The following is a 17,939-nucleotide window of genomic DNA, read 5'->3' as shown; positions in this document are numbered from 1 at the left end:
CCACCAGCCGGATACCTCATGCCTCCGGCCTACCGAAACCATCGACGCAGATCACGCAGACACGCCGACGACCGTCAGCCTTTCAACCTCTGTAGCGCCACTCCCGAACAGGTGCGCCATGCGGTCGAACTCTGGGTTCAAGGAGCCGCTGAGCGGCGTGTCGCTGAGGATGACGGCCGCGACATAGAGCTAAGTGTGGAGATCGAGAATGTGACTTCCGCCCTGCTCCGTTCGGCGGATCAGCTCCAGAAGATCATGGCTCGTACCCAGCAACTCAAAGACACTACCGCCGAACTGATTGCCAAGGCCGAGCAGGCGGAGTCGCTAGCCGCGCTCCACGAAGACGAGGCGCGACGCATCGCGGCCGTCCTCGGCGAACAATCGAATGAGGCTTTCCGGGCCCAAGTAGCGGTACTGAAGGACGAAATTGTCCGGCTTCAGACCGAACATGCGGCCGAACTCAGAAGGGTCCAAGCTGGTTCTATTCGGAGTAGCTGGCTGTTCTTCGTCGGCGGCCTTCTCGCCGCCGTTCCAGTCGGACTCCTTGGCAGCTGGTTGGCCAAACTGCTTGGGTGGAACTGACACTCGACCTGTCGTAGCTTCGTTCTGCACTTCTTCGTTTATGGCGATCGACACCCAAATCGCCCATGATCCGGTGCACGTCATCGGTATGAGCGGACACCTGATGGGGACCGTCGCCGTAGGCATCAGGGTGGGGCGTCGTCTTCACAGGCCCGACGGACCAACCCTATGAACCAATCGTCCGCTGACGTGCTCTGCGGGCCTCGCCTTCGGCGTGCTTGAGGCCGAGGGCTGATTCGTGTCGGTCACCACCGTCCAGTGCGCGGCCGACGGTCCCGGGCCGAGGGAGCGCCCATCATGATCTTCGGTGATGTGCGCGGTGTGTGCTCTCCAGCGGATGCCAACCAGGGCGAACCGCGGCCAACGCGGGTGACCGCGGCGTACCGACGGTCGCAAACCGGGGTTCGTGTGCTCCGGCTGTGGTCCTGGGCTGGGACAACGGCGGTCCGGGGAACGCGGGTGAACGTGGGCCAGTCCCTGCCACCCCAGGTGAACCCCAGGTCGCTAGACTGTGCGCTCGCGCCCCCGTAGCTCAGGGGATAGAGCATCGGTTTCCTAAACCGTGTGTCGCAGGTTCGAATCCTGCCGGGGGCACCAGGTCGTAGCCTTGATCACTGATCCGTCTTCCGGGGCTTTCGATGCCGCCGGGTGCTCGATCCCCGTCCGGGGAGGCTGGACGCTCGGAGACCGCCTGGCGAGGAGGTCCGCCGCTTCCAGCAGGGCGCGTACGGCTATGCAGCCATTCACCCGCAGCATTCGTCAGCGTCGCCGATCGGGGCGGTAGCGTCACCGGTTCCCACTGCCACTGCGTCACGATGTCCAGCCCGGAAGCTAGGCCAACTCCAGGACGATGCCGTCCTCGGACTCGTCGCCGCCCGGGCCGTAGTGACGGATGATCTCGACGATTCTGTCGAACAGCGTCGGTCCCTCGCCGCGTCGCGCGTCGCTGATCTCGGCCGTGATGCTTGCCCGGTGTGACGGGTGGCAGGTCCGGAGGATCTGCTCCAACCATCGGACGGTGGCGTCGTAGCCGAGCGCGTCTCGCGACAGCTCGGAGTTGACCCACCTCAGTACCCATCCGTCCGCAGGTGTCCCGAAGCCTCCGCGCAGGATGTCATTGAGGGCGTCCAGGTTGCCGTTCCACGTCGAGTGGCCGAGCAGCCGTGAGAACTCGCGGGCGAGGCCATCGAGATCGGAGAAGGACGTCCCGTCGATGACAAGCACGGGAAGGGCGCCATGATCGGTGGTCACGGCATCTGAGTATGGAGCACCGGCGTCAGGAAGGGTTGAACAGCCGCCAGTTGCCCTCGGAGACGACCTCCACTGCGCCGTCGACCACTGTGATCGCCGTCTCATCGTCGATCGCGTATGTCGGGACCGGGATCCCGGACGCCCACTTCTCGATGTTGGCCGCCGTGGCGTCCGCCATGCCCTCGCAGTCCAGGTGCGGATACAGCGTGAAATCCAGCAGTCCCAGCGCCCGGTCGGCTCCGACCGCCATATTGCTGCCGTCCGGCACGAAAGCCAGGTCGAACTCCGCGTCGCAGTTGTAGGGGGTCACCGCGATGCTCCCGGCGCTCATTCCCACGTAGACCGACTCGTTCAGCGACGGCAGGAGATCCGCCAGGCCGGACTCACGCATCCAGTGGGTCAGATACAGCACGTCGCCGCCCCAGACGAGCAGAGCGTCGGCCTCGCGGACCGCCGGGACCCAGTTCTCTTCTCGGATGGTCGGCAGCGCGGTGAGCTCCAGCACCCCCAGGGACTTCCAGCCCAGGTCACACATCGGGTGCGGGGCCGTGCCGGAGATCGCCTGCCACGCCCGGCCGGCACCACCGGGGAAGGGGTACACACCGGTCGGGATGATGAGGGCGTTGGACTCGGCGATCGGCTTGCCCAGCAGGTCCACGAGTGCGCTGGAGATGCTGGGGTTCCTGATGCCTGCGGAGGTGAGGAGGAACTTCATGAGACCCATCCTGGATTCGCGGTATGACATCGAGCCGCATGACAGTGTCCGAGCAGAGCCGGGAAGCGTACGGCACAGCGTCAGTTCGTGCGGACGATGCCGGTCATGCCCACGACAGCGAGGACGACGGCAGCCGCGAGCAGGTAGCGCCGCAGGCGCGGCTCTCGCACCGCGTAGGTGGACAGGCCGAACGCGCCACCGAGGACCGAGGTCGCGTACCACGGGAAGGTCGTCGGAGTGGGCTGCTCGATGAAGATCATAAAGGTGGCCATGACCGCGACGAAGATCGTGGCGTAGGCGACGGACTGCCGCAGGTTGCGGTAGGCGGTGTGCTGCAGACGGGCGACCGCCACGCGGTACGCCTCCACCGCCGCGGCGCGTTCATCCTCGCTGACCTGCCGTCGCCGGATACGGCTGCCAGGTTTTCGGCCCCCACTCATGCCGCCGAAGGTACATCGACCGGCAACGCTCCCTGTCCTGGGAGGGTGCCGCCGGGCCGTGAGCGGCGAACATTTGTCTCCCTTGTGGTCGTCTGCCACGAGGACGGATCGGCGCCGCGGATTGTTACCCGTGGTGCTGTGACCTCAGGTACAGCCTTACCGCAGCGGGTGTCCTGCCGGGTCGCGTCTGGTGCCCAACGGCACGTGGGCCGCGGAAAACCCGCAGCCCACGTGCCGGACGACGTGCTTGTTGATCAGAGGAACGCGTACATCTCCTCGGCGGCGGCCTCGGTGTCGCCGGCGGGCGGGGCCTCCACCGTCACCGACTTGCCGAAGTCGCTCATCCGCATCTCGGTGACGAGGTCACCAAGCGACTTCGTGGCGATCGTGTAGGAGAGCATGGTGAGGCGTCCGTCGGCGTCGAGGGTCGCCTCGAACGGAATCGCGGTCGGGTCCTTCGCCAACTTGGCGGACGACTCGATGCCCTCCCGCATGCCGGCCTCGGTGCTGGCGGCCTCGGCCGCCTTGTTGAGATCGGCGACGCCGGTGTAACGGCCACCGCCCACCTCCTGGGCGGACACGGTGCCGCCGACGAGACCGGTCTGCGACTTGAAGTCGAACGACTGACGCAGCGTGCTCGTCGGCTTGAGCTTGCCGAGGTCGATCTTCATCCAGGGCTTCTCGCCCTCCATCGACTCCGACTTGATGTAGGCGGCCTCGCCGATCAGCCGGACCTCGATCGGTTCCGGGGCGTTGCCGCTGATCTGGATCGCCTTGGCGGCGGGGTCCATCTTTCCGCTGAGGGTGATCGACTGGGGGCCGGCCTTCACCGACGCCTGCATGCTGAGCGAGCTGGCGAGGCTGCGGTCCATGCCCTGCTTGACGGCAGCGACCGGTTCGAGCTTGGCCGGGGGGGCCGAGGCGGCAGGTGCCGCGGGGTTGTCGGATTTGGTGCCGCAGCCGCCGACGAGGGCGACGGCGAGGGCTATCGATAGGGTGGGGATCAAGCGACGCATAGACGTGACCCTAATAGGCGCCCGCTACCCGATTTTCGCCAGTGGTGGCGGCACCGGCCGATCAGGGTGTCGTCGGCAGTTGCCCGGCCCGGGTGAGCACCTGGTCGATCAGGCCGTAATCCCGGGCCTGCTCGGCGGTGAACCACCGGTCCCGGTCCCAGTCCTGCTGGATCTCGGCCAGGGTCCGTCCACTGTGCTGAGCGATCAGCTCCTGCATGGTCCGCTTCACGTGCAGCATGTTCTCCGCCTGGATGGTGATGTCCGAGGCGGTGCCGCCCATTCCACCGGACGGCTGGTGCATCATGATCCGCGAGTGCGGCAGCGCGTACCGCTTGCCGGCGGCGCCCGCACAGAGCAGAAACTGGCCCATCGAGCCGGCGAACCCGAGCGCAAGCGTGGCCACATCGTTACGGACGTAGCGCATCGTGTCGTAGACCGCCATTCCCGCGCTCACCGACCCGCCCGGCGAGTTGATGTAGAGGAAGATGTCCCGGTCGGAGTCCTCGGCGGAGAGCAGCAGGATCTGCGCACAGATCTGGTTGGCCGACTCCTCGGTCACCTCGGTGCCGAGGAAGACGATCCGTTCCCGCAGCAGCCGCTCGAACACCTGGTCGCCGAAGGACGGCTGCGCGCCGTCAAGCATCCGTACCCCGTAGGAGATCATGCCGCCGCCTTCCACCACGCCGGCGAGCGGTGGGACCGCCCGATGGACCGGCCCCTTCAGCGTGCGGGCCACGGCGGCCCGCGGCCCAGGGATTCTGCCGGCGGCAGATCCGCCGACGGCAGAACGGCGCGGCCTACGCGGCGGTCAGCCGCCGCGCGCCAGCCCGGGCCGGCTCGCCACCAGGCCGGGAGGGGGTACGCGGGCCGGGGTGCGAGCCGCCAGCGGAGGCGATCGAGTCGATGCTGAGGACCGGCTCGCTCAACCCCGGCCGGTCGTGCGGGACGAACCCGCCCCACCGGGGGGCCACCAACACTGTGGCGTTGCCGATCTCCCGTCGCGTCGCGTCGACCCGCTCGAGCTGGGTCAGCACGGCCCGCGGCGCGGCCGGGAGGCGCGGCTCGACCCGGCGCATGTCGTCGCGGGCCTCCCCGAGCAGGTCGGCCAGGCTGATGCCGAGCGCCCGGCAGATCGCCGCGAGCACCTCCGAGGAGGCCTCCTTGCGGCCCCGCTCGACCTCCGACAGGTAGGGCACCGAGACGTCGGCCGACTCGGCCACCTCGCGCAGCGTGCGGCCCTGACGCTGGCGGTGGCGGCGCAGCACCCCGCCGATCACTCGTCGCAGCAATGACACGCGGGCCTCCCTTTCGCGGTCGTCGTCGGGGGACCTCCCCATCATGCCCGCTGCCGAACCCGTCGGCGGTCCCGTCCGGGCCCGCGCCGCTGTTCGTCGATCAGCCGCCGCCGCAGCAGCAGCATGGTGCGTACCCCGCGCGTCCAGGACGTCTGCCTTTCGCAGTAGTGCCCAGGAGCGGTGCAGCTCGGGCAGGGGAGCCGGTTGTCCGCTTGGCAACCCGGACGTGTCCGGGCTGGCGTACCCGCTATGTTGTGCTCGTGCAGGCGACGGTGACGGGGCAGGTTCGACGGTGATCCATTTTCCCGCGCAGCGTCGGGGCCCGCTGAGCGCGCTGAGTCTGCGCCTCGCCGCCGCCCTGGGCCTGGTCTTCGCAGTGGTCGCCGCGGTCTATCTGGGCCGGGACGGCTACCGCGATGTCAACGAGGACGGACTCACCCTGCTCGACTGCTTCTACTACGCGGTCGTGTCGCTCTCCACCACCGGCTACGGCGACATCACGCCGTCCGCGCCGTCGGCCCGGCTGGTGAACGTCCTCTTCATCACTCCGGCCCGAGTGATCTTCCTGATCATCCTGGTCGGCACCACCCTGGAAGTCCTGACCGAGCAGTACCGGACCGGCCGTCGCCTGTCGCGGTGGAGGAGAAGCGTGAAGGACCACGTCATCATCTGCGGCTACGGCACCAAGGGGCGCAGTGCCGTCTCGGCCCTGCTGGAGAACGGTCTCGACCGGTCGCGGATCGTGGTGGTGGAGCGCAGCGCCGCCGCCCTGCGGCAGGCCACCTCCGCCGGTCTGGTGGCGATCGAGGGCTCGGCGACCCGCTCGTCGGTGCTGAACGAGGCACACGTCAAGAACGCCAAGGCCGTGATCATCGCGACCGACAGTGACGATGCGTCGGTACTTGTCGCGCTGACCGTACGGCAGCTCACCGCCGGGCAGGTCCGGATCATCGCGGCGGCCCGCGAGGCGGAGAACGCGCCACTGCTCAAGCAGAGCGGCGCGCATCACGTGATCGTCTCGTCGGCGACCGCGGGCCGGCTGCTCGGCCTGTCCACCTCGGCCCCGCCGCTTATCGACGTGGTGGAGGATCTGCTCACTCCGGGTCAGGGCATGGCGCTGGCGATGCGCTCGGCGGAGCGGGACGAGGTGGGTCGCTCGCCCCGCGAACTGGACTCGTTGGTGATCGCCCTGGTGCGGCGGGGCAAGGTGGTCACCCTGGCAGACCGTGCCGGCGCGGTGATCGAGACCGGCGACATGCTGGTGCACGTCCGCGACGACCGCCCTCAGTCGGCGACGACCGCCTGACTGTCGCTCCGCGCCCCGTCAGCAGGAGTCCACGTCGGCGCGGAGCGCCTCGGTGCAGATGGCCGGTGACGTGTTGACGGCACGCCGAAGCAGGTCGTAGAGCGTTTCCCGGTCCGCGGGCCCCAACGCTCCGAGCACCTCGTCCTCAGCGCTCGCGAGGGCGCATTCCGCCTCGTTGAGGCGTTTCGCGCCGTCTTCGGTGAGTTCGACGACGTGGCGCCGACGGTCCTCGGGCGATCGGCGTCGCTCGACCAGCTGATCGGCTTCCAGGTCGTTGAGCAGCCCGACGATGTTGGTGCTGTCCATCTCCAGCGTGCTGGCGAGCGCCTGCTGGCTGCTCCCGCCGCTGTCGCGCAGCACGGTGAGCGCCACCAGGTGCCGCGGGCGTAGGCCCAGTGGTGCCAGCACCGACTCCGAGCGCAGACGCATCCGCCGGGCCAGATGGTCCAGCAGCGCCCCAGAGCGGTGCTCCGGGGTTTCAGGCGCCTGCGCGGACATGTGACCCAGTCTACCGAGCGATCGGAACATCGGCCTGCTATAAATAGTTGGTGCTGCACAGACGATCCTTGGAGGGGTAATAATGCATCTGCTGCATATCGACTCGAGCATTCGGGGAGACTGGTCGGTAAGCCGTCGGCTCACCGCCCGCGCGGTGGCCAACTGGCGCGCGGCTCACCCAGACGGCACTGTGACCTACCGAGATCTGGGCGCGGAGCCGCTGCCGCACCTCGACGCGGCGGGCGGCCTGGCTCGGATGACGCCGCCGGACCAGCACACCCCGGCCCAGCGCGAATCCTGGGAACTCAGCGAGCGACTGGTCGACGAGGTGAAGCAGGCCGACGTCGTGCTGCTCGGCCTGCCGCTGTACAACTACGGCGCGCCCAGCAGCGTCAAGGCCTGGGTGGACCACCTGATCGTCGCCGGCCTCACCTACGACCCGACGACGCAGGAGGGTCTGCTCACCGGCCGCGAGTTCGTGGTGTTGGCCACCCGGGGTGGCGGCTATGGCGAGGGCACCCCACGTCACGGCTGGGACCATGCGGAGCAGTGGCTCCCACACGGCCTGTCAATGACCGGGCTGGAGCCGCGCTTCATCAGCACCGAGTTGACCCTGGCACCCACGGTGCCGGCGATGGCCGAGCTGATCCCGCTGCACGAGGCGAGCCTCACGGCGACCGAGAAGGAGATCGACAACCTCTGGACGCCGGCCTCCGCCCAGCGCTGAGAAAGCGCCGGTACGACGAGAGCGGCCGCCCCCGGTTCGGGGACGGCCGCTCTCGTCACAACTGACGGATCAGAGGATCGTCCAGGTGTCACCACTGGCCAGCAGGCCGGCGAGCTGCTGCTCGGGCGTCTCGGTGACAGTCGCCTTGGCGGCCGCGAGCTGACCCTGCACCACACTGTCGTAGGACGGCCGGTCCACCGAGCGGAACACCCCGATCGGGGTGTTGCGCAGGTCCAGGCCGGGCAGCCGGGACAGCGCGAAGGCGTACGCCGGGTCGGCCACCGTCGCGTCGTGCACGACGATCTCCTCCGGGTGGACCGAGCTGGTCTCCCGGACCTCCAGGCCGAAGCCACCCGGCGGGTGCACCACGCAGAACTGCCCGTCGGCGCCGAAGGTGATCGGCTGGCCGTGCTCCAGGCGGATCAGGTAGTCATCTCGCGTCGACGGGTCCTTGAGCGTCTCGAACGCCCCGTCGTTGAAGATGTTGCAGTTCTGGTAGATCTCCACGAACGCCGAACCCTCGTGCTCGGCGGCGGCCCGCAGCACCGACTGGAGGTGCTTGCGGTCGGAGTCGATGGTCCGGCCGACGAAGCTGGCCTCCGCGCCGAGGGCGAGCGAGAGCGGGTTGAACGGGGCGTCCGCCGAGCCGGCGGGAGTCGACTTGGTGACCTTGCCGACCTCGGACGTGGGCGAGTACTGGCCCTTCGTCAGACCGTAGATCCGGTTGTTGAACAGCAGGATCTTGAGGTTGACGTTGCGCCGCAACGCGTGGATCAGGTGGTTGCCACCGATGGAGAGCGCGTCGCCGTCGCCGGTGACCACCCAGACCGACAGGTCCGGCCGGGACACCGACAGGCCTGTCGCGATCGCCGGGGCGCGGCCGTGGATCGAGTGCATCCCGTAGGTGTTCATGTAGTACGGGAAGCGTGACGAGCAGCCGATCCCGGAGACGAAGACGGTCCGCTCGCGCGGGATGTTCAACTCCGGCATGAACTGCTGGATGGCCGCGAGGATCGCGTAGTCACCGCAGCCGGGGCACCAGCGCACCTCCTGGTCGGACTTGAAGTCCTTCGCGGTGAGCTTGAGGGCGACGGGCTCAGACATTCTTCAGGACCTCTTCCAGCGTCGTCTCCAGCTCGGCGGCCGTGAACGGCAGGCCGCGGACCTGGTTGTAGCTGATCGCGTCGACCAGGTAGCGGGCCCGGATGACGTGGGCGAGCTGGCCCAGGTTCATCTCCGGGATGACCACCTTGTCGTACGCGCGCAGCACCGCTCCGAGATTGGCCGGCATCGGCGCCAGGTGCCGCAGGTGCGCCTGGGCGATGGACAGCCCGCGCTGGCGCACCCCCCGGCACGCCGCGCCGATCGGTCCGTACGTCGAGCCCCAGCCGAGGACCAGCACCCGGGCGTCGCCGTCCGGGTCCTCCACCTCGATGTCCGGCACCGGAATCGCCTCGATCCGAGCCGCCCGGGTGCGAACCATGAAGTCGTGGTTCGCCGGGTCGTACGAGATGTCGCCGGTCTTGTCGGCCTTCTCCAGGCCACCGATCCGGTGCTCCAGCCCGGCCGTGCCGGGGATCGCCCACGGCCGGGCCAGGGTCTCCGGATCACGCAGGTAGGGCAGGAAGGTGGTGCCGTCCTCGCCGTTGGGCTCGGTGGCGAACTCGACCCGCAGGTCGGGCAACGACTCCACGTCGGGCAGCAGCCACGGCTCGGAACCGTTCGCTACGTAGTTGTCGGACAGCAGGATCACCGGGGTGCGGTAGGTGAGCGCGATCCGGGCCGCCTCCAGCGCCGCGAAGAAGCAGTCCGACGGAGACCGGGGCGCGATCACCGCGACCGGGGCCTCGCCGTGCCGACCGTAGAGCGCCATGTTGAGGTCGGCCTGCTCGGTCTTTGTCGGCATGCCCGTCGACGGGCCGGCGCGCTGCACGTCCACGATCACCAGCGGCAGCTCCAGCGCCACCGCGAGGGAGATCGTCTCGCTCTTGAGCGCCACGCCGGGGCCGCTTGTGGTGGTCACCCCGAGCGACCCGCCGTACGACGCGCCAAGCGCCGCGCCGACCGCGGCGATCTCGTCCTCGGCCTGCACGGTGGTGACACCGAAGCGCTTGTGCTTGCTCAGCTCGTGCAGGATGTCCGAGGCGGGCGTGATCGGGTACGCGCCGAGGAAGACCGGCAGCCCGGAGCGGACCCCGGCGGCGACCAGCCCCAGCGAGAGCGCCGCGTTGCCGGTGATGTTGCGGTAGGTGCCCGGCTTCATCTTCGCCGGCTTGACCTCGTAGCGGACCGCGAAGTCCTCGGTCGTCTCGCCGAAGTTCCAGCCGGCCCGGAAGGCGGCGACGTTCGCCGCGACCAGCTCCGGACGGGACGCGAACTTGCGCTCCAGGAAGCGCAGCGTCGACTCGTAGGGTCGTGAATACATCCAGGAGAGCAGGCCGAGGGCGAACATGTTCTTCGACCGCTCGGCGTCCTTCTTGGACACCTGGTAGTCGGCGAGCGCGCCGACCGTCATCGAGGTCAGCGCCACCGGGTGCACGACGTAACCGGCGAGCGAGTCGTCGTCGAGTGGGCTGCCCTGGTAGCCGACCTTGGCGAGGTTGCGCTTGGTGAACTCGTCGGTGTTGACGATGATGTCCGCGCCGCGCGGCAGGTCGGCCAGGTTGGCCTTGAGGGCCGCCGGGTTCATCGCCACCAGCACGTTCGGCGCGTCACCCGGGGTGAGGATGTCGTAGTCGGCGAAGTGCACCTGGAAGCTCGACACGCCGGGCAGGGTGCCGGCGGGAGCCCGGATCTCGGCGGGGAAGTTTGGCAGCGTGGAGATGTCGTTGCCGAGCTGCGCCGTCTCCGAGGTGAACCGGTCGCCGGTCAGTTGCATGCCGTCGCCGGAGTCACCGGCGAACCGGATAACCACCCGGTCGAGTTGACGGATCTGCTTGGTCACTGTGCCACCTTCGTTCGCGGCTGTGGGGCTCGCAAAGTCAGCTCACTCCTCGCGCTCGCGTCTGCACCTCGCGCCCGCTGCGCGCGCTCGCGCTGGCGGCTGAACATGATGGCGACCTCGCCTTGCCCGGCCACTGAACCTCCTTGACGCGACGTTTCACCGCACCGCCCCAGGCTGGTCCGGCCGCTGTCGTACCTCATCTGAGAGCCTACGTCTAAGGGAGCCCTAACCATTGCCGGAGGTCCGCCGAATGGGACCGGACTGAGCGGATAATTGACCGTCTTTGCGGCGTTATAACCCGCCCGCCGTAATTCAGATCACCACTTGTCGGCGCCGGCGGCCCCGGACCCCGCCGGTCCGGGGCCGCCCGTCGATCAGTCGGTGGGGTGCGCCGTCGGCTCGGGCGTCGGGCCGCCGGCGAACCGCCGCCGCAGCGCGATGGTGGCCAGCGCGAGAGCAAGCACCACAAGCAGCGCGGAAACCACGATCAGGAGGATCGCGGTACGCCGTACCGAGGTCGTCCCGTCCTGCCCGGCGGCGGCACCCCCGGCAAGCACGCCCTGGGAGCCGGTCGGCGCGGGCGGTGAGACCACAGGCGTGGCCAGCGCCGCTGCCGCGGTGATCCGGAAACTCATCTGCATCTGCCGGGTCGCGCCGCTGCGCGGGTCGAGTTGGCCGATCACGGCACCGGACAACGGCGCTTCCCGCTGGGCCTGCGGCGTCGCCTCCACCGGTAGCCGCACCTCGGCGGCCCGGCCCGCCGCAACAGTGCCCGCGTCGCAGCGGGTCCGGGTCGGGTCGACGGTCACGCAACCGGGCGGGGGGGCCGGTACGGTCACCCCGCCCGGCAGGACCACCTCGACCCGGCCGGCGGCGTCCACCGTGCCGGTGTTGCCCAGCCGGAGGGTGAGGGTGCTGGCGGTGCCGCTGATGTCGAAGGCGACCTCGTCGGCGGCCAGCGTGATCCCGGGCGCCGGTGGGCCGGGCGGGAAGAGCACAGCGAACCCCTGGTCGTCGACCGCTTCCCCGGGGACCCCCGGGGCGTCCGCGACGACCTGGACGACGCCGGCGAGGGGCATCTGCCGCCACGCGGTGCCGTCGACCCGCAGCCGGAGCACCGCGCTGAACCGGACGCCGGCCGCGGCCGTCCAGGCCCCACAGTGGTACGTACCCCCACCGGCGGCGGCGCAGCCCTTGGTCCCCGCGTCGGTAAGCCCGACCGGCAGCGTGTACGAGAGCCGGATCCGTTGCGCGGTCGTGCCGGTGTTGTTGACGGTGACCTGCAGGGTGGTGGCGGTGCTTGCCGCGTTCCAGTACGCGGTGGGGAGCGTGACGTCCTGGGTGGTGACCTGCACACCGAGTGGATTCGGCGGGGGTGCCTCCGAACCCGGGGCGGGCGGGCGGACCGGCGGGGCCGGCGGCGCGGGCTGCACCGGGGGCGCCGGTGTGGGGGGTCCACCCGGCGCGGGCGCGGTGACGCTCGGTGCCGGCGGCACCTCCGGCGCGGTGGTCTCCGGTGCCGGTGGCGGCGACTCCGGCAGCGGCGCGGTGGTCTCCGGCGCCGGGGTGCTCGGTTCCGGGGACCCGCCCGGCTCCTCGGTCGGGGGTGGGTCCTCGGTGGGGCTGGTCCCCGGCTCACCCCCGGGTTCGTTCACCGGGTCGGTGGTCGCCACGACCGGGTCCGCCTGCGGCGTTGCCGCGCCGGCCCAGGCCGGCCCCAGGGCGAGCGCAGCGAGCAGACCGAGCGTGAGCGAGGTCCCCAGCAGGGACATGAGGCGCCGCCTCTCCGCCCGCTTACCGGGCGATGCCTTCAGGCGGGCCATCTGTCCTCCGGTGCATGGGTGGGGGTCCAATGTTCGGCAACAGTTGCCCCAGCGCACTAGTCCCATCCGGAAACAAATCCGTAACGTGTTTGGGACGACCCCTCCGGGCGAACGGTAGGCTCCGGACTGTGACCGGATACCTGGGCTCGTACGCGACGCTCGGGCTCTTGCTGCTCGCCAGCGTTCTGTTCTTTGTTACGGCGTTCTCGGCCAACCGGGTGTTACGTCCGGCGCGCCCGGCCGACCCACCGGGCAAGCGGGCCAGTTACGAGTGCGGGCTCGACCCGGTCGGCGCGGACTGGGCTCAGATGCAGATCCGCTACTACGTCTACGCGTACCTGTACGTGCTGTTCGCGGTCGAGGCGGTGTTCCTCTTCCCCTGGGCGGTGGTCTTCGACCGGCCGGGCTTCGGTCTGGTGACGGTGGTGGAGATGGCGGTGTTCGTGGCGGTGCTCGCGCTCGGCATCCTCTACGCCTGGCGGAGGAACATCCTCCGCTGGACCTGAGCGTCACCGCCGCCGGCGATCGGGCGGGTAGCACGCCCGCCGGCTGTCGGTTCCGGCGACGACCGGAGTCAGGCCAGACCACGGCGGGTCGCCGACGGCGGACGGTCGCCCCGGATCGAGGCCACCATGTCCAGCACCCGACGGGTCGGACCGACCTGGTGGGCCCGGAACACCCGGGCGCCGAGCCAGGCCGAGACCGCCGTCGCGGCGAGCGTTCCCTCCAACCGGTCGGGCACCGGCAGGTCCAGCGACTCACCGATGAAGTCCTTGTTGGAGAGCGCCACAAGCACCGGCCAGCCGGTCGCGGTCAGCTCGCCCAGTCGACGCGTGATCTCCAGCGAGTGCCGGGTGTTCTTGCCGAAGTCGTGGGCCGGGTCGATGAGGATGCCGTCGGGGCGTACCCCTGCTGCCACCGCTCGCTCGGCGAGCCCGGTCACCGTCGCGACCACGTCGCTTACCACGTCGGTGAAGGCGGCCCGGTGCGGCCGGGTCCGTGGGACCAGGCCGCCGGCGTGCGAGCAGACCAGGCCCGCGCCGGTCCGCGCGGCCACCCGGGCCAGGGCCGGGTCGGCACCCGACCAGGTGTCGTTGAGCAGGTCGGCGCCGGCGGCCACCGCCTCCGTCGCCACCTCGGCACGCCAGGTGTCGATGGAGATCACCACCTCCGGGAACGCGGCCCGGACGGCGGCGATGGTGTCGACAGTGCGGCGGATCTCCTCGACGACGTCCACCTCCGCGCCGGGCCCGGCCTTGACTCCGCCGATGTCGATGATCGCCGCACCCGCTGCCACGGCCCGCTCCACGGCGCGCAGCGCGCTGTCGGCGGCGTAGGTGGCTCCCCGGTCGAAGAACGAGTCCGGGGTGCGGTTGACGATCGCCATCACCACCAGCTCGTCGGGGGCGAACGTGCGACCGCCAAGCCGAAGCGCCCCGGCCATTCCCGCCTCCTGAGAGTCCGCCGTCGCTGCCGCGTCGGCCGACCCCGACGCTAGTCGCTGGTCCGGCCGCGGCTCCGGCCGGCGTCGGTACGGATCGGATCGGGACGGGTGGCGGGGTCGCTCCCGGCCGGCTGCCGTGCCACGATCAGTACATGGGTCAGCTTCTGCTCCTCCTGGTCGTGGCGTTGACGGTCGCAGCGGTGATATTCGGCGTGACGGTGCTGGTCAGCGGCCGTGATCCCGGCTTGGTGGCCGCCGAACCGGATTCGCAGGCCGTGGCGCTGCCCGGCAGCCGGCCACTGCGTGAATCCGACGTGGGGGCGGTGCGTTTCGACACCGGGTTGCGCGGGTACCGGATGGCCCAGGTCGATCAGGCGATGCGCCGTGCCGCCTACGACATCGGCTACAAGTCGGAGCTGATCGGCGTACTGGAGGCGGAGGTCACGGCGTTGCGTGCGGGCCGCATCGACGACGCGGACGTGCTGCGCGACGCCCGCGAACAGTCCGCCCGCCGAGCGGTGAACGCGGACGCGGCCGAGCCCGACGCGGCGAAGTCCGAGGCAGCCGACACCGACGCCGTGAACGCGGACGCGGCCGACTCCGACGCGGCGGAGTCCGATGCGGCCGACACCGACGCGGCGGTCGTGACGCCGGCCGGTGAGCCGGGCTCCGGGGCAGCCCCGGTCGGCTCGACAAGCGCCGAGCCGCTGCCCGCCGCCACCTCGTCATCTGCGGATTCCGACGGCGTGGCACCGGCCGACCCGCCGGCAGGCGCTGCGGCGGCCGATCGCGAGCAGACCGACGGCGAGCCCGCCGACGGCACCGGGCAGCACGGCGCGACGGTTCGGTCGGAGTCGGCGTGACCGGCCCGGGGGGCGCCGACGATCTTCGTGAGGCCGCCCAACCCGGTGCTGGTGAGGTAACCGCCACAGTGATCGTCGACGCGCCTGCCGAGCGGGTCTTCGCCGCCCTGCTCGCCTGGGACCGGCAGTCCGACTGGATCCCGTTCACCCGGGTGCGCGTGGTCGAGGGCGACGGACGTGAGGGCAGCCGCGTCGAGGCGGTGACCGCGCTCGGCCGGGCCGTGCTGCGCGACGAGATGCGGGTGGTCCGGGTCGACGAACCGTACGAGATCGGCGTGGTGCACTACGGCCAGCTGCTGCGCGGCCCGGGTGTGCTGCGCTGCACCCAGCTGGACCGGGACCGCACCCAGGTCGTCTGGCACGAGTGGTTCCACCTGCCGGGCGGTCGGGCCGGTCGGCTGGCGTGGCCGGTGCTCTGGCCCGGCTCGAAGCTCGGCCTCACCCAGGCGCTGAAGAGGTTCGCCCGGCTGGTGGAGCAGGGCCGGCTGCCCTGACCGTGCCCGGCGCGGGCGGCCAGCCCGGTGCTGGCGGCGATGGGGTGTCGGAGCGATGCCCTAGCGTGTACGACGTGACTGACCTGGTGATCGGTGCCGACGGGCTGGCTCGCTGCGCCTGGGGGTCGAGCACCCCCGACTACGCCGTCTACCACGACACCGAGTGGGGTCGGCCGCTGCGCGGCGACGACGCGCTCTACGAGCGGATGACGCTCGAGGCGTTCCAGTCCGGCCTGTCCTGGCTGACCATCCTGCGCAAACGCCCGGCGTTCCGGCTGGCCTTCGACGAGTTCCACCTCCCGAGCGTCGCCGGCTACTCCGACGCCGACGTGACCCGACTGCTCGCCGACGCCGGCATCGTCCGCAACCGGGCCAAGATCGAGGCGGCGATCGCCAACGCCCGCGCCGCGCTGGAGGTGCCGGAAGGGTTGTCCGCCCTGCTCTGGTCCTTCGCCCCGGAGCCCCGAGCGGCCCGCCCCGCCTCGTTCGCCGAGCTGGCGCCGATCACCCCGGAGTCGACGGCGATGGCCAAGACGCTCAAGAAGCGCGGCTTCCGATTCGTCGGCCCAACCACCGCGTACGCGCTGATGCAGGCCACCGGCATGGTCGACGATCACATCGTCGGCTGTCACGTCACGCTCCCCGCGGCGACGTGATGGGATGGCAGGCATGACGACCGAGACCGCGTACCGGGCCGGCGGATCCGGCCGCGCCGACGGCGTGGGAGCCTGGGCCGTGCTGCTGCCAGCCGAGCGGTACGAGGCCGAGCGGCTCGTGCACCACGACACCCTGGAGCTGACCGGGCTGGCCGACCTCGCCCGGCCCGGCCCGGGAGACCAGGTGGCGGTGCTTGTCGACGGGCCGCCACGGCTGGTCGCGCTGGGTCGGGTGCGTACGCCAGGTCAGCGCCACCGCGAAGACCCGGACGACCCGCAGTCCCCGGTCGAGCCGGGGACTGTCGTCGTGACGTACACCCGGCGGGCCTTCGACGAGCCGGTGCCGGCCGATCCGCTGACGCTCGACGGGCCGGTCACCGCGCTGGAGCCGGCGGCCTTCCGGGCGCTTGCCGACCAGCTCGGCCCGCCCCCGGCGCGGCGCACCTGGCTGGTCAGCCTCGACCTGCCGATCGAGGCCGGCACGCGGGCCGAGGCGGTCCGGCTGTTCTGGTCGTACGTGCAGGAGCTGGGCCCGCGTGAGCTGCCCGCCTTCGTCTCGCCGGCCGGCGACGAGCTGGCCATGCAGGCGTTCGTGCTGGGCGAGCAGGCCAACCAGGACCCGGAAGAGGACGACTAGAAGAGCCCGTCGAGGCGTCCCCGCCAGTCGGCGAGCACCGGGCCCGGGTCGGTGTCCAGCACCCGTTCCAGCAGCGTGGCGTAGACGTCCCGGAAGTCGGTGGTGTATTTCAGGTCGCCGTCGTCGAGATCGGTGAGGCTCGGTGCCGCACCGTGCCAACCGCCGCGTACGCCGGCACCCAGCAGCAGCACGTCCGAGGCGGTGCCGTGGTCGGTGCCGTCCGAGGCGTTGGCCCGGACGCGGCGACCGAACTCGGAGTAGACCGCCACCACCACCTTCCGTCCCGCCTCGGTGCGACTCATCCGGTCGGCGAACCCGGTGAGCGCCCGGTCCAGCTGCCCCAGCAGGACTGCCTGCAACTGCTTCTCGTCCGCGTGCGTGTCGAAGCCGCCGAGCGACACCGAGAAGGCCCGGGTGGACACCTCGGCCTCGACGCACTGTGCGACCAGGTCCAGTTGCGCGTCCAGCGGCGTGCGGGCCCCGCCGGTGGCCGTCGCGGGGGCCTGCTCGCCGTCCGGGTCCGCCGGGTCCGGGTCGGCGGAGTCGCGGACCTGGCGGATCATCTCGTCCACCGACCGTAGGTCGGCGAAGCAGGCGGCAGCCCGGCTGCGGGCCGCCGACTCACCCGCCTCGGCGGCGGCGAGCGCGGTCAGGGTCTCCGCGGGCAGCCCCTTGGCTGCCTTCCGGTCGGTCACCGGCACGGCGGCGCCCGCGCTCTGCGCGCCGGCCAGCAGCGGCGGCAGCGCCGGTTCGAAGGAGACCGCCAGCCGGGGGTCGCCGCCGGCCCGGTCCAGCCAACGACCCAACCAACCGGTGTTGCCCGGCCGGTCCGGCTGCGCGGTGTGCCAGATGTCCATCGACCGGAAGTGACTGCGGTCCGGCTTCGGGTAGCCGACCCCGCGCACGATCGCCAGCCCACCCTTCGACCAGCGCTGGTGCAGACCCTCCAGGGCCGGGTTGAGGCCGAAGCCGTCGTCCAACCGCCGCACCTCCGCGTCCGGGTAGGCCAGCTCGGGGCGGGCCGCCCGGTACGCCGGGTCGGCGTACGGGATGACCGTGTTGAGCCCGTCATTGCCGCCGTAGAGGGTCACCAGCACCAGCGTGCGGGACTGGGGATCACGGTCGCCGCCGGTGTCCAGCAGGTCCCGCAGGCGGTACGCGCCGGCGCCGGCGGCCAGCGCGCCCGCGCCGACCACCCCGCTGGTCAGCAGGAACCTGCGTCGGGTCTGGGTGTCCATGTCGACTCCT

The 17,939-nt window shown here is 70.7% G+C and carries 19 protein-coding genes, 1 tRNA gene and 1 pseudogene; 9 read left to right on the top strand and 12 right to left on the bottom strand.

The window, feature by feature from the left end; genetic code table 11:
- A partial coding sequence (locus tag AB0B85_RS26595) for a hypothetical protein (RefSeq protein WP_357411689.1) occupies positions 1-582 on the top strand: 582 nt, incomplete at its 5' end.
- Between the two features lie 521 nt (positions 583-1,103).
- Positions 1,104-1,179: transfer RNA gene (locus AB0B85_RS26590), tRNA-Arg, on the top strand.
- A gap of 234 nt (positions 1,180-1,413) precedes the next feature.
- Here the strand turns inward: AB0B85_RS26590 and AB0B85_RS26585 are convergent.
- The 6 genes and pseudogenes from AB0B85_RS26585 to AB0B85_RS26560 form a co-directional block, all read right to left on the bottom strand.
- Entirely contained in the window at positions 1,414-1,833 is a 420-nt protein-coding gene (locus tag AB0B85_RS26585) for a barstar family protein (protein WP_357411688.1), read from the bottom strand.
- Between the two features lie 25 nt (positions 1,834-1,858).
- A complete protein-coding gene (locus AB0B85_RS26580) occupies positions 1,859-2,548 on the bottom strand; it encodes a Type 1 glutamine amidotransferase-like domain-containing protein (RefSeq protein WP_357411687.1) in 690 nt (229 codons plus the stop codon).
- An 80-nt stretch (positions 2,549-2,628) separates the two neighbouring features.
- Complete coding sequence (locus AB0B85_RS26575) at positions 2,629-2,988, bottom strand: hypothetical protein (RefSeq protein ID WP_357411686.1); 360 nt, start codon at positions 2,986-2,988, stop codon at positions 2,629-2,631.
- Positions 2,989-3,242: 254 nt separating this feature from the next.
- Positions 3,243-4,004 (bottom strand): hypothetical protein, encoded by a 762-nt coding sequence (locus AB0B85_RS26570; RefSeq protein ID WP_357411685.1) that lies wholly within the window; start codon positions 4,002-4,004, stop codon positions 3,243-3,245.
- A 61-nt stretch (positions 4,005-4,065) separates the two neighbouring features.
- Entirely contained in the window at positions 4,066-4,668 is a 603-nt protein-coding gene (locus AB0B85_RS26565; RefSeq protein ID WP_357411694.1) for an ATP-dependent Clp protease proteolytic subunit, read from the bottom strand.
- Between the two features lie 397 nt (positions 4,669-5,065).
- A pseudogene (locus tag AB0B85_RS26560) lies at positions 5,066-5,299 on the bottom strand (helix-turn-helix transcriptional regulator); the annotation flags it as partial.
- Between the two features lie 292 nt (positions 5,300-5,591).
- On the opposite strand from AB0B85_RS26560, the gene AB0B85_RS26555 reads away from it, so the two are divergent.
- Positions 5,592-6,605: a potassium channel family protein gene (locus AB0B85_RS26555; protein WP_357411684.1), complete on the top strand. Its 1,014-nt coding sequence runs from the start codon at positions 5,592-5,594 to the stop codon at positions 6,603-6,605.
- Positions 6,606-6,623: 18 nt separating this feature from the next.
- Here AB0B85_RS26555 and AB0B85_RS26550 read toward each other — a convergent pair whose 3' ends face one another.
- Positions 6,624-7,103 carry a MarR family winged helix-turn-helix transcriptional regulator gene (locus AB0B85_RS26550; protein WP_357411683.1) on the bottom strand — a complete coding sequence of 160 codons (480 nt, stop codon included), beginning with the start codon at positions 7,101-7,103 and terminating at the stop codon, positions 6,624-6,626.
- A gap of 82 nt (positions 7,104-7,185) precedes the next feature.
- Between AB0B85_RS26550 and AB0B85_RS26545 the strand changes: the two genes are divergently transcribed.
- On the top strand, positions 7,186-7,830 hold the full coding sequence (locus AB0B85_RS26545; protein WP_357411682.1) for an NAD(P)H-dependent oxidoreductase: 645 nt from the start codon (positions 7,186-7,188) through the stop codon (positions 7,828-7,830).
- 69 nt (positions 7,831-7,899) lie between these two features.
- On the opposite strand, the gene AB0B85_RS26540 is transcribed toward AB0B85_RS26545, so the two are convergent.
- From AB0B85_RS26540 to AB0B85_RS26530, 3 genes are all read right to left on the bottom strand, one after another.
- Entirely contained in the window at positions 7,900-8,934 is a 1,035-nt protein-coding gene (locus tag AB0B85_RS26540; RefSeq protein ID WP_357411681.1) for a 2-oxoacid:ferredoxin oxidoreductase subunit beta, read from the bottom strand.
- On the bottom strand, positions 8,927-10,774 hold the full coding sequence (locus AB0B85_RS26535; protein ID WP_357411680.1) for a 2-oxoacid:acceptor oxidoreductase subunit alpha: 1,848 nt from the start codon (positions 10,772-10,774) through the stop codon (positions 8,927-8,929). Before AB0B85_RS26535 ends, AB0B85_RS26540 begins: the two co-directional genes overlap by 8 nt.
- Before the next feature lie 374 nt (positions 10,775-11,148).
- The gene (locus AB0B85_RS26530) at positions 11,149-12,546 is read right to left on the bottom strand and encodes a hypothetical protein (protein WP_357411679.1); all 1,398 of its coding nucleotides are present in this window, start codon (positions 12,544-12,546) and stop codon (positions 11,149-11,151) included.
- A gap of 179 nt (positions 12,547-12,725) precedes the next feature.
- Here AB0B85_RS26530 and ndhC point away from each other — a divergent pair, with 179 nt between their 5' ends.
- Positions 12,726-13,103 carry an NADH-quinone oxidoreductase subunit A gene (gene ndhC / locus AB0B85_RS26525; RefSeq protein ID WP_088986508.1) on the top strand — a complete coding sequence of 126 codons (378 nt, stop codon included), beginning with the start codon at positions 12,726-12,728 and terminating at the stop codon, positions 13,101-13,103.
- Positions 13,104-13,171: 68 nt separating this feature from the next.
- On the opposite strand, the gene folP is transcribed toward ndhC, so the two are convergent.
- Entirely contained in the window at positions 13,172-14,041 is an 870-nt protein-coding gene (folP, locus tag AB0B85_RS26520) for a dihydropteroate synthase (RefSeq protein WP_357411678.1), read from the bottom strand.
- Between the two features lie 152 nt (positions 14,042-14,193).
- Here folP and AB0B85_RS26515 point away from each other — a divergent pair, with 152 nt between their 5' ends.
- From AB0B85_RS26515 to AB0B85_RS26500, 4 genes are all read left to right on the top strand, one after another.
- Positions 14,194-14,904: a DivIVA domain-containing protein gene (locus AB0B85_RS26515; RefSeq protein ID WP_357411677.1), complete on the top strand. Its 711-nt coding sequence runs from the start codon at positions 14,194-14,196 to the stop codon at positions 14,902-14,904.
- Positions 14,901-15,398 (top strand): SRPBCC family protein, encoded by a 498-nt coding sequence (locus tag AB0B85_RS26510; RefSeq protein ID WP_357411676.1) that lies wholly within the window; start codon positions 14,901-14,903, stop codon positions 15,396-15,398. The genes AB0B85_RS26515 and AB0B85_RS26510 overlap by 4 nt, the downstream gene beginning before the upstream one ends.
- A 74-nt stretch (positions 15,399-15,472) precedes the next feature.
- A complete protein-coding gene (locus tag AB0B85_RS26505) occupies positions 15,473-16,054 on the top strand; it encodes a DNA-3-methyladenine glycosylase I (RefSeq protein ID WP_357411675.1) in 582 nt (193 codons plus the stop codon).
- Between the two features lie 13 nt (positions 16,055-16,067).
- Positions 16,068-16,691: a hypothetical protein gene (locus AB0B85_RS26500; protein ID WP_357411674.1), complete on the top strand. Its 624-nt coding sequence runs from the start codon at positions 16,068-16,070 to the stop codon at positions 16,689-16,691.
- On the opposite strand, the gene AB0B85_RS26495 is transcribed toward AB0B85_RS26500, so the two are convergent.
- Positions 16,688-17,929 carry a DUF1501 domain-containing protein gene (locus AB0B85_RS26495; protein WP_357411673.1) on the bottom strand — a complete coding sequence of 414 codons (1,242 nt, stop codon included), beginning with the start codon at positions 17,927-17,929 and terminating at the stop codon, positions 16,688-16,690. The two genes, AB0B85_RS26500 and AB0B85_RS26495, sit on opposite strands and share 4 nt — an antisense overlap.
- Between the last annotated feature and the right edge of the window lie 10 nt (positions 17,930-17,939).

Origin of the sequence: Micromonospora sp. NPDC049044 (genome assembly GCF_040649215.1) — a bacterium.
Classification (GTDB): Bacteria; Actinomycetota; Actinomycetes; order Mycobacteriales; family Micromonosporaceae; genus Micromonospora.
Note: the sequence above shows the minus strand (reverse complement) of the source record. Positions and strands in the feature narration are given on the sequence as shown.

Excerpts from the sequence above, each read along its gene's own strand:
- AB0B85_RS26500 (WP_357411674.1), top strand. The coding sequence starts at position 16,068 with ATGACGACCGAGACCGCGTACCGGGCCGGCGGATCCGGCCGCGCCGAC.
- AB0B85_RS26495 (WP_357411673.1), bottom strand. The coding sequence starts at position 17,929 with ATGGACACCCAGACCCGACGCAGGTTCCTGCTGACCAGCGGGGTGGTC.
- AB0B85_RS26515 (WP_357411677.1), top strand. The coding sequence starts at position 14,194 with ATGGGTCAGCTTCTGCTCCTCCTGGTCGTGGCGTTGACGGTCGCAGCG.
- AB0B85_RS26530 (WP_357411679.1), bottom strand. The coding sequence starts at position 12,546 with ATGTCCCTGCTGGGGACCTCGCTCACGCTCGGTCTGCTCGCTGCGCTC.
- AB0B85_RS26550 (WP_357411683.1), bottom strand. The coding sequence starts at position 7,103 with ATGTCCGCGCAGGCGCCTGAAACCCCGGAGCACCGCTCTGGGGCGCTG.
- AB0B85_RS26545 (WP_357411682.1), top strand. The coding sequence starts at position 7,186 with ATGCATCTGCTGCATATCGACTCGAGCATTCGGGGAGACTGGTCGGTA.
- AB0B85_RS26570 (WP_357411685.1), bottom strand. The coding sequence starts at position 4,004 with ATGCGTCGCTTGATCCCCACCCTATCGATAGCCCTCGCCGTCGCCCTC.
- folP (WP_357411678.1), bottom strand. The coding sequence starts at position 14,041 with ATGGCCGGGGCGCTTCGGCTTGGCGGTCGCACGTTCGCCCCCGACGAG.
- AB0B85_RS26580 (WP_357411687.1), bottom strand. The coding sequence starts at position 2,548 with ATGAAGTTCCTCCTCACCTCCGCAGGCATCAGGAACCCCAGCATCTCC.
- AB0B85_RS26575 (WP_357411686.1), bottom strand. The coding sequence starts at position 2,988 with ATGAGTGGGGGCCGAAAACCTGGCAGCCGTATCCGGCGACGGCAGGTC.
- AB0B85_RS26540 (WP_357411681.1), bottom strand. The coding sequence starts at position 8,934 with ATGTCTGAGCCCGTCGCCCTCAAGCTCACCGCGAAGGACTTCAAGTCC.
- AB0B85_RS26565 (WP_357411694.1), bottom strand. The coding sequence starts at position 4,668 with ATGATCTCCTACGGGGTACGGATGCTTGACGGCGCGCAGCCGTCCTTC.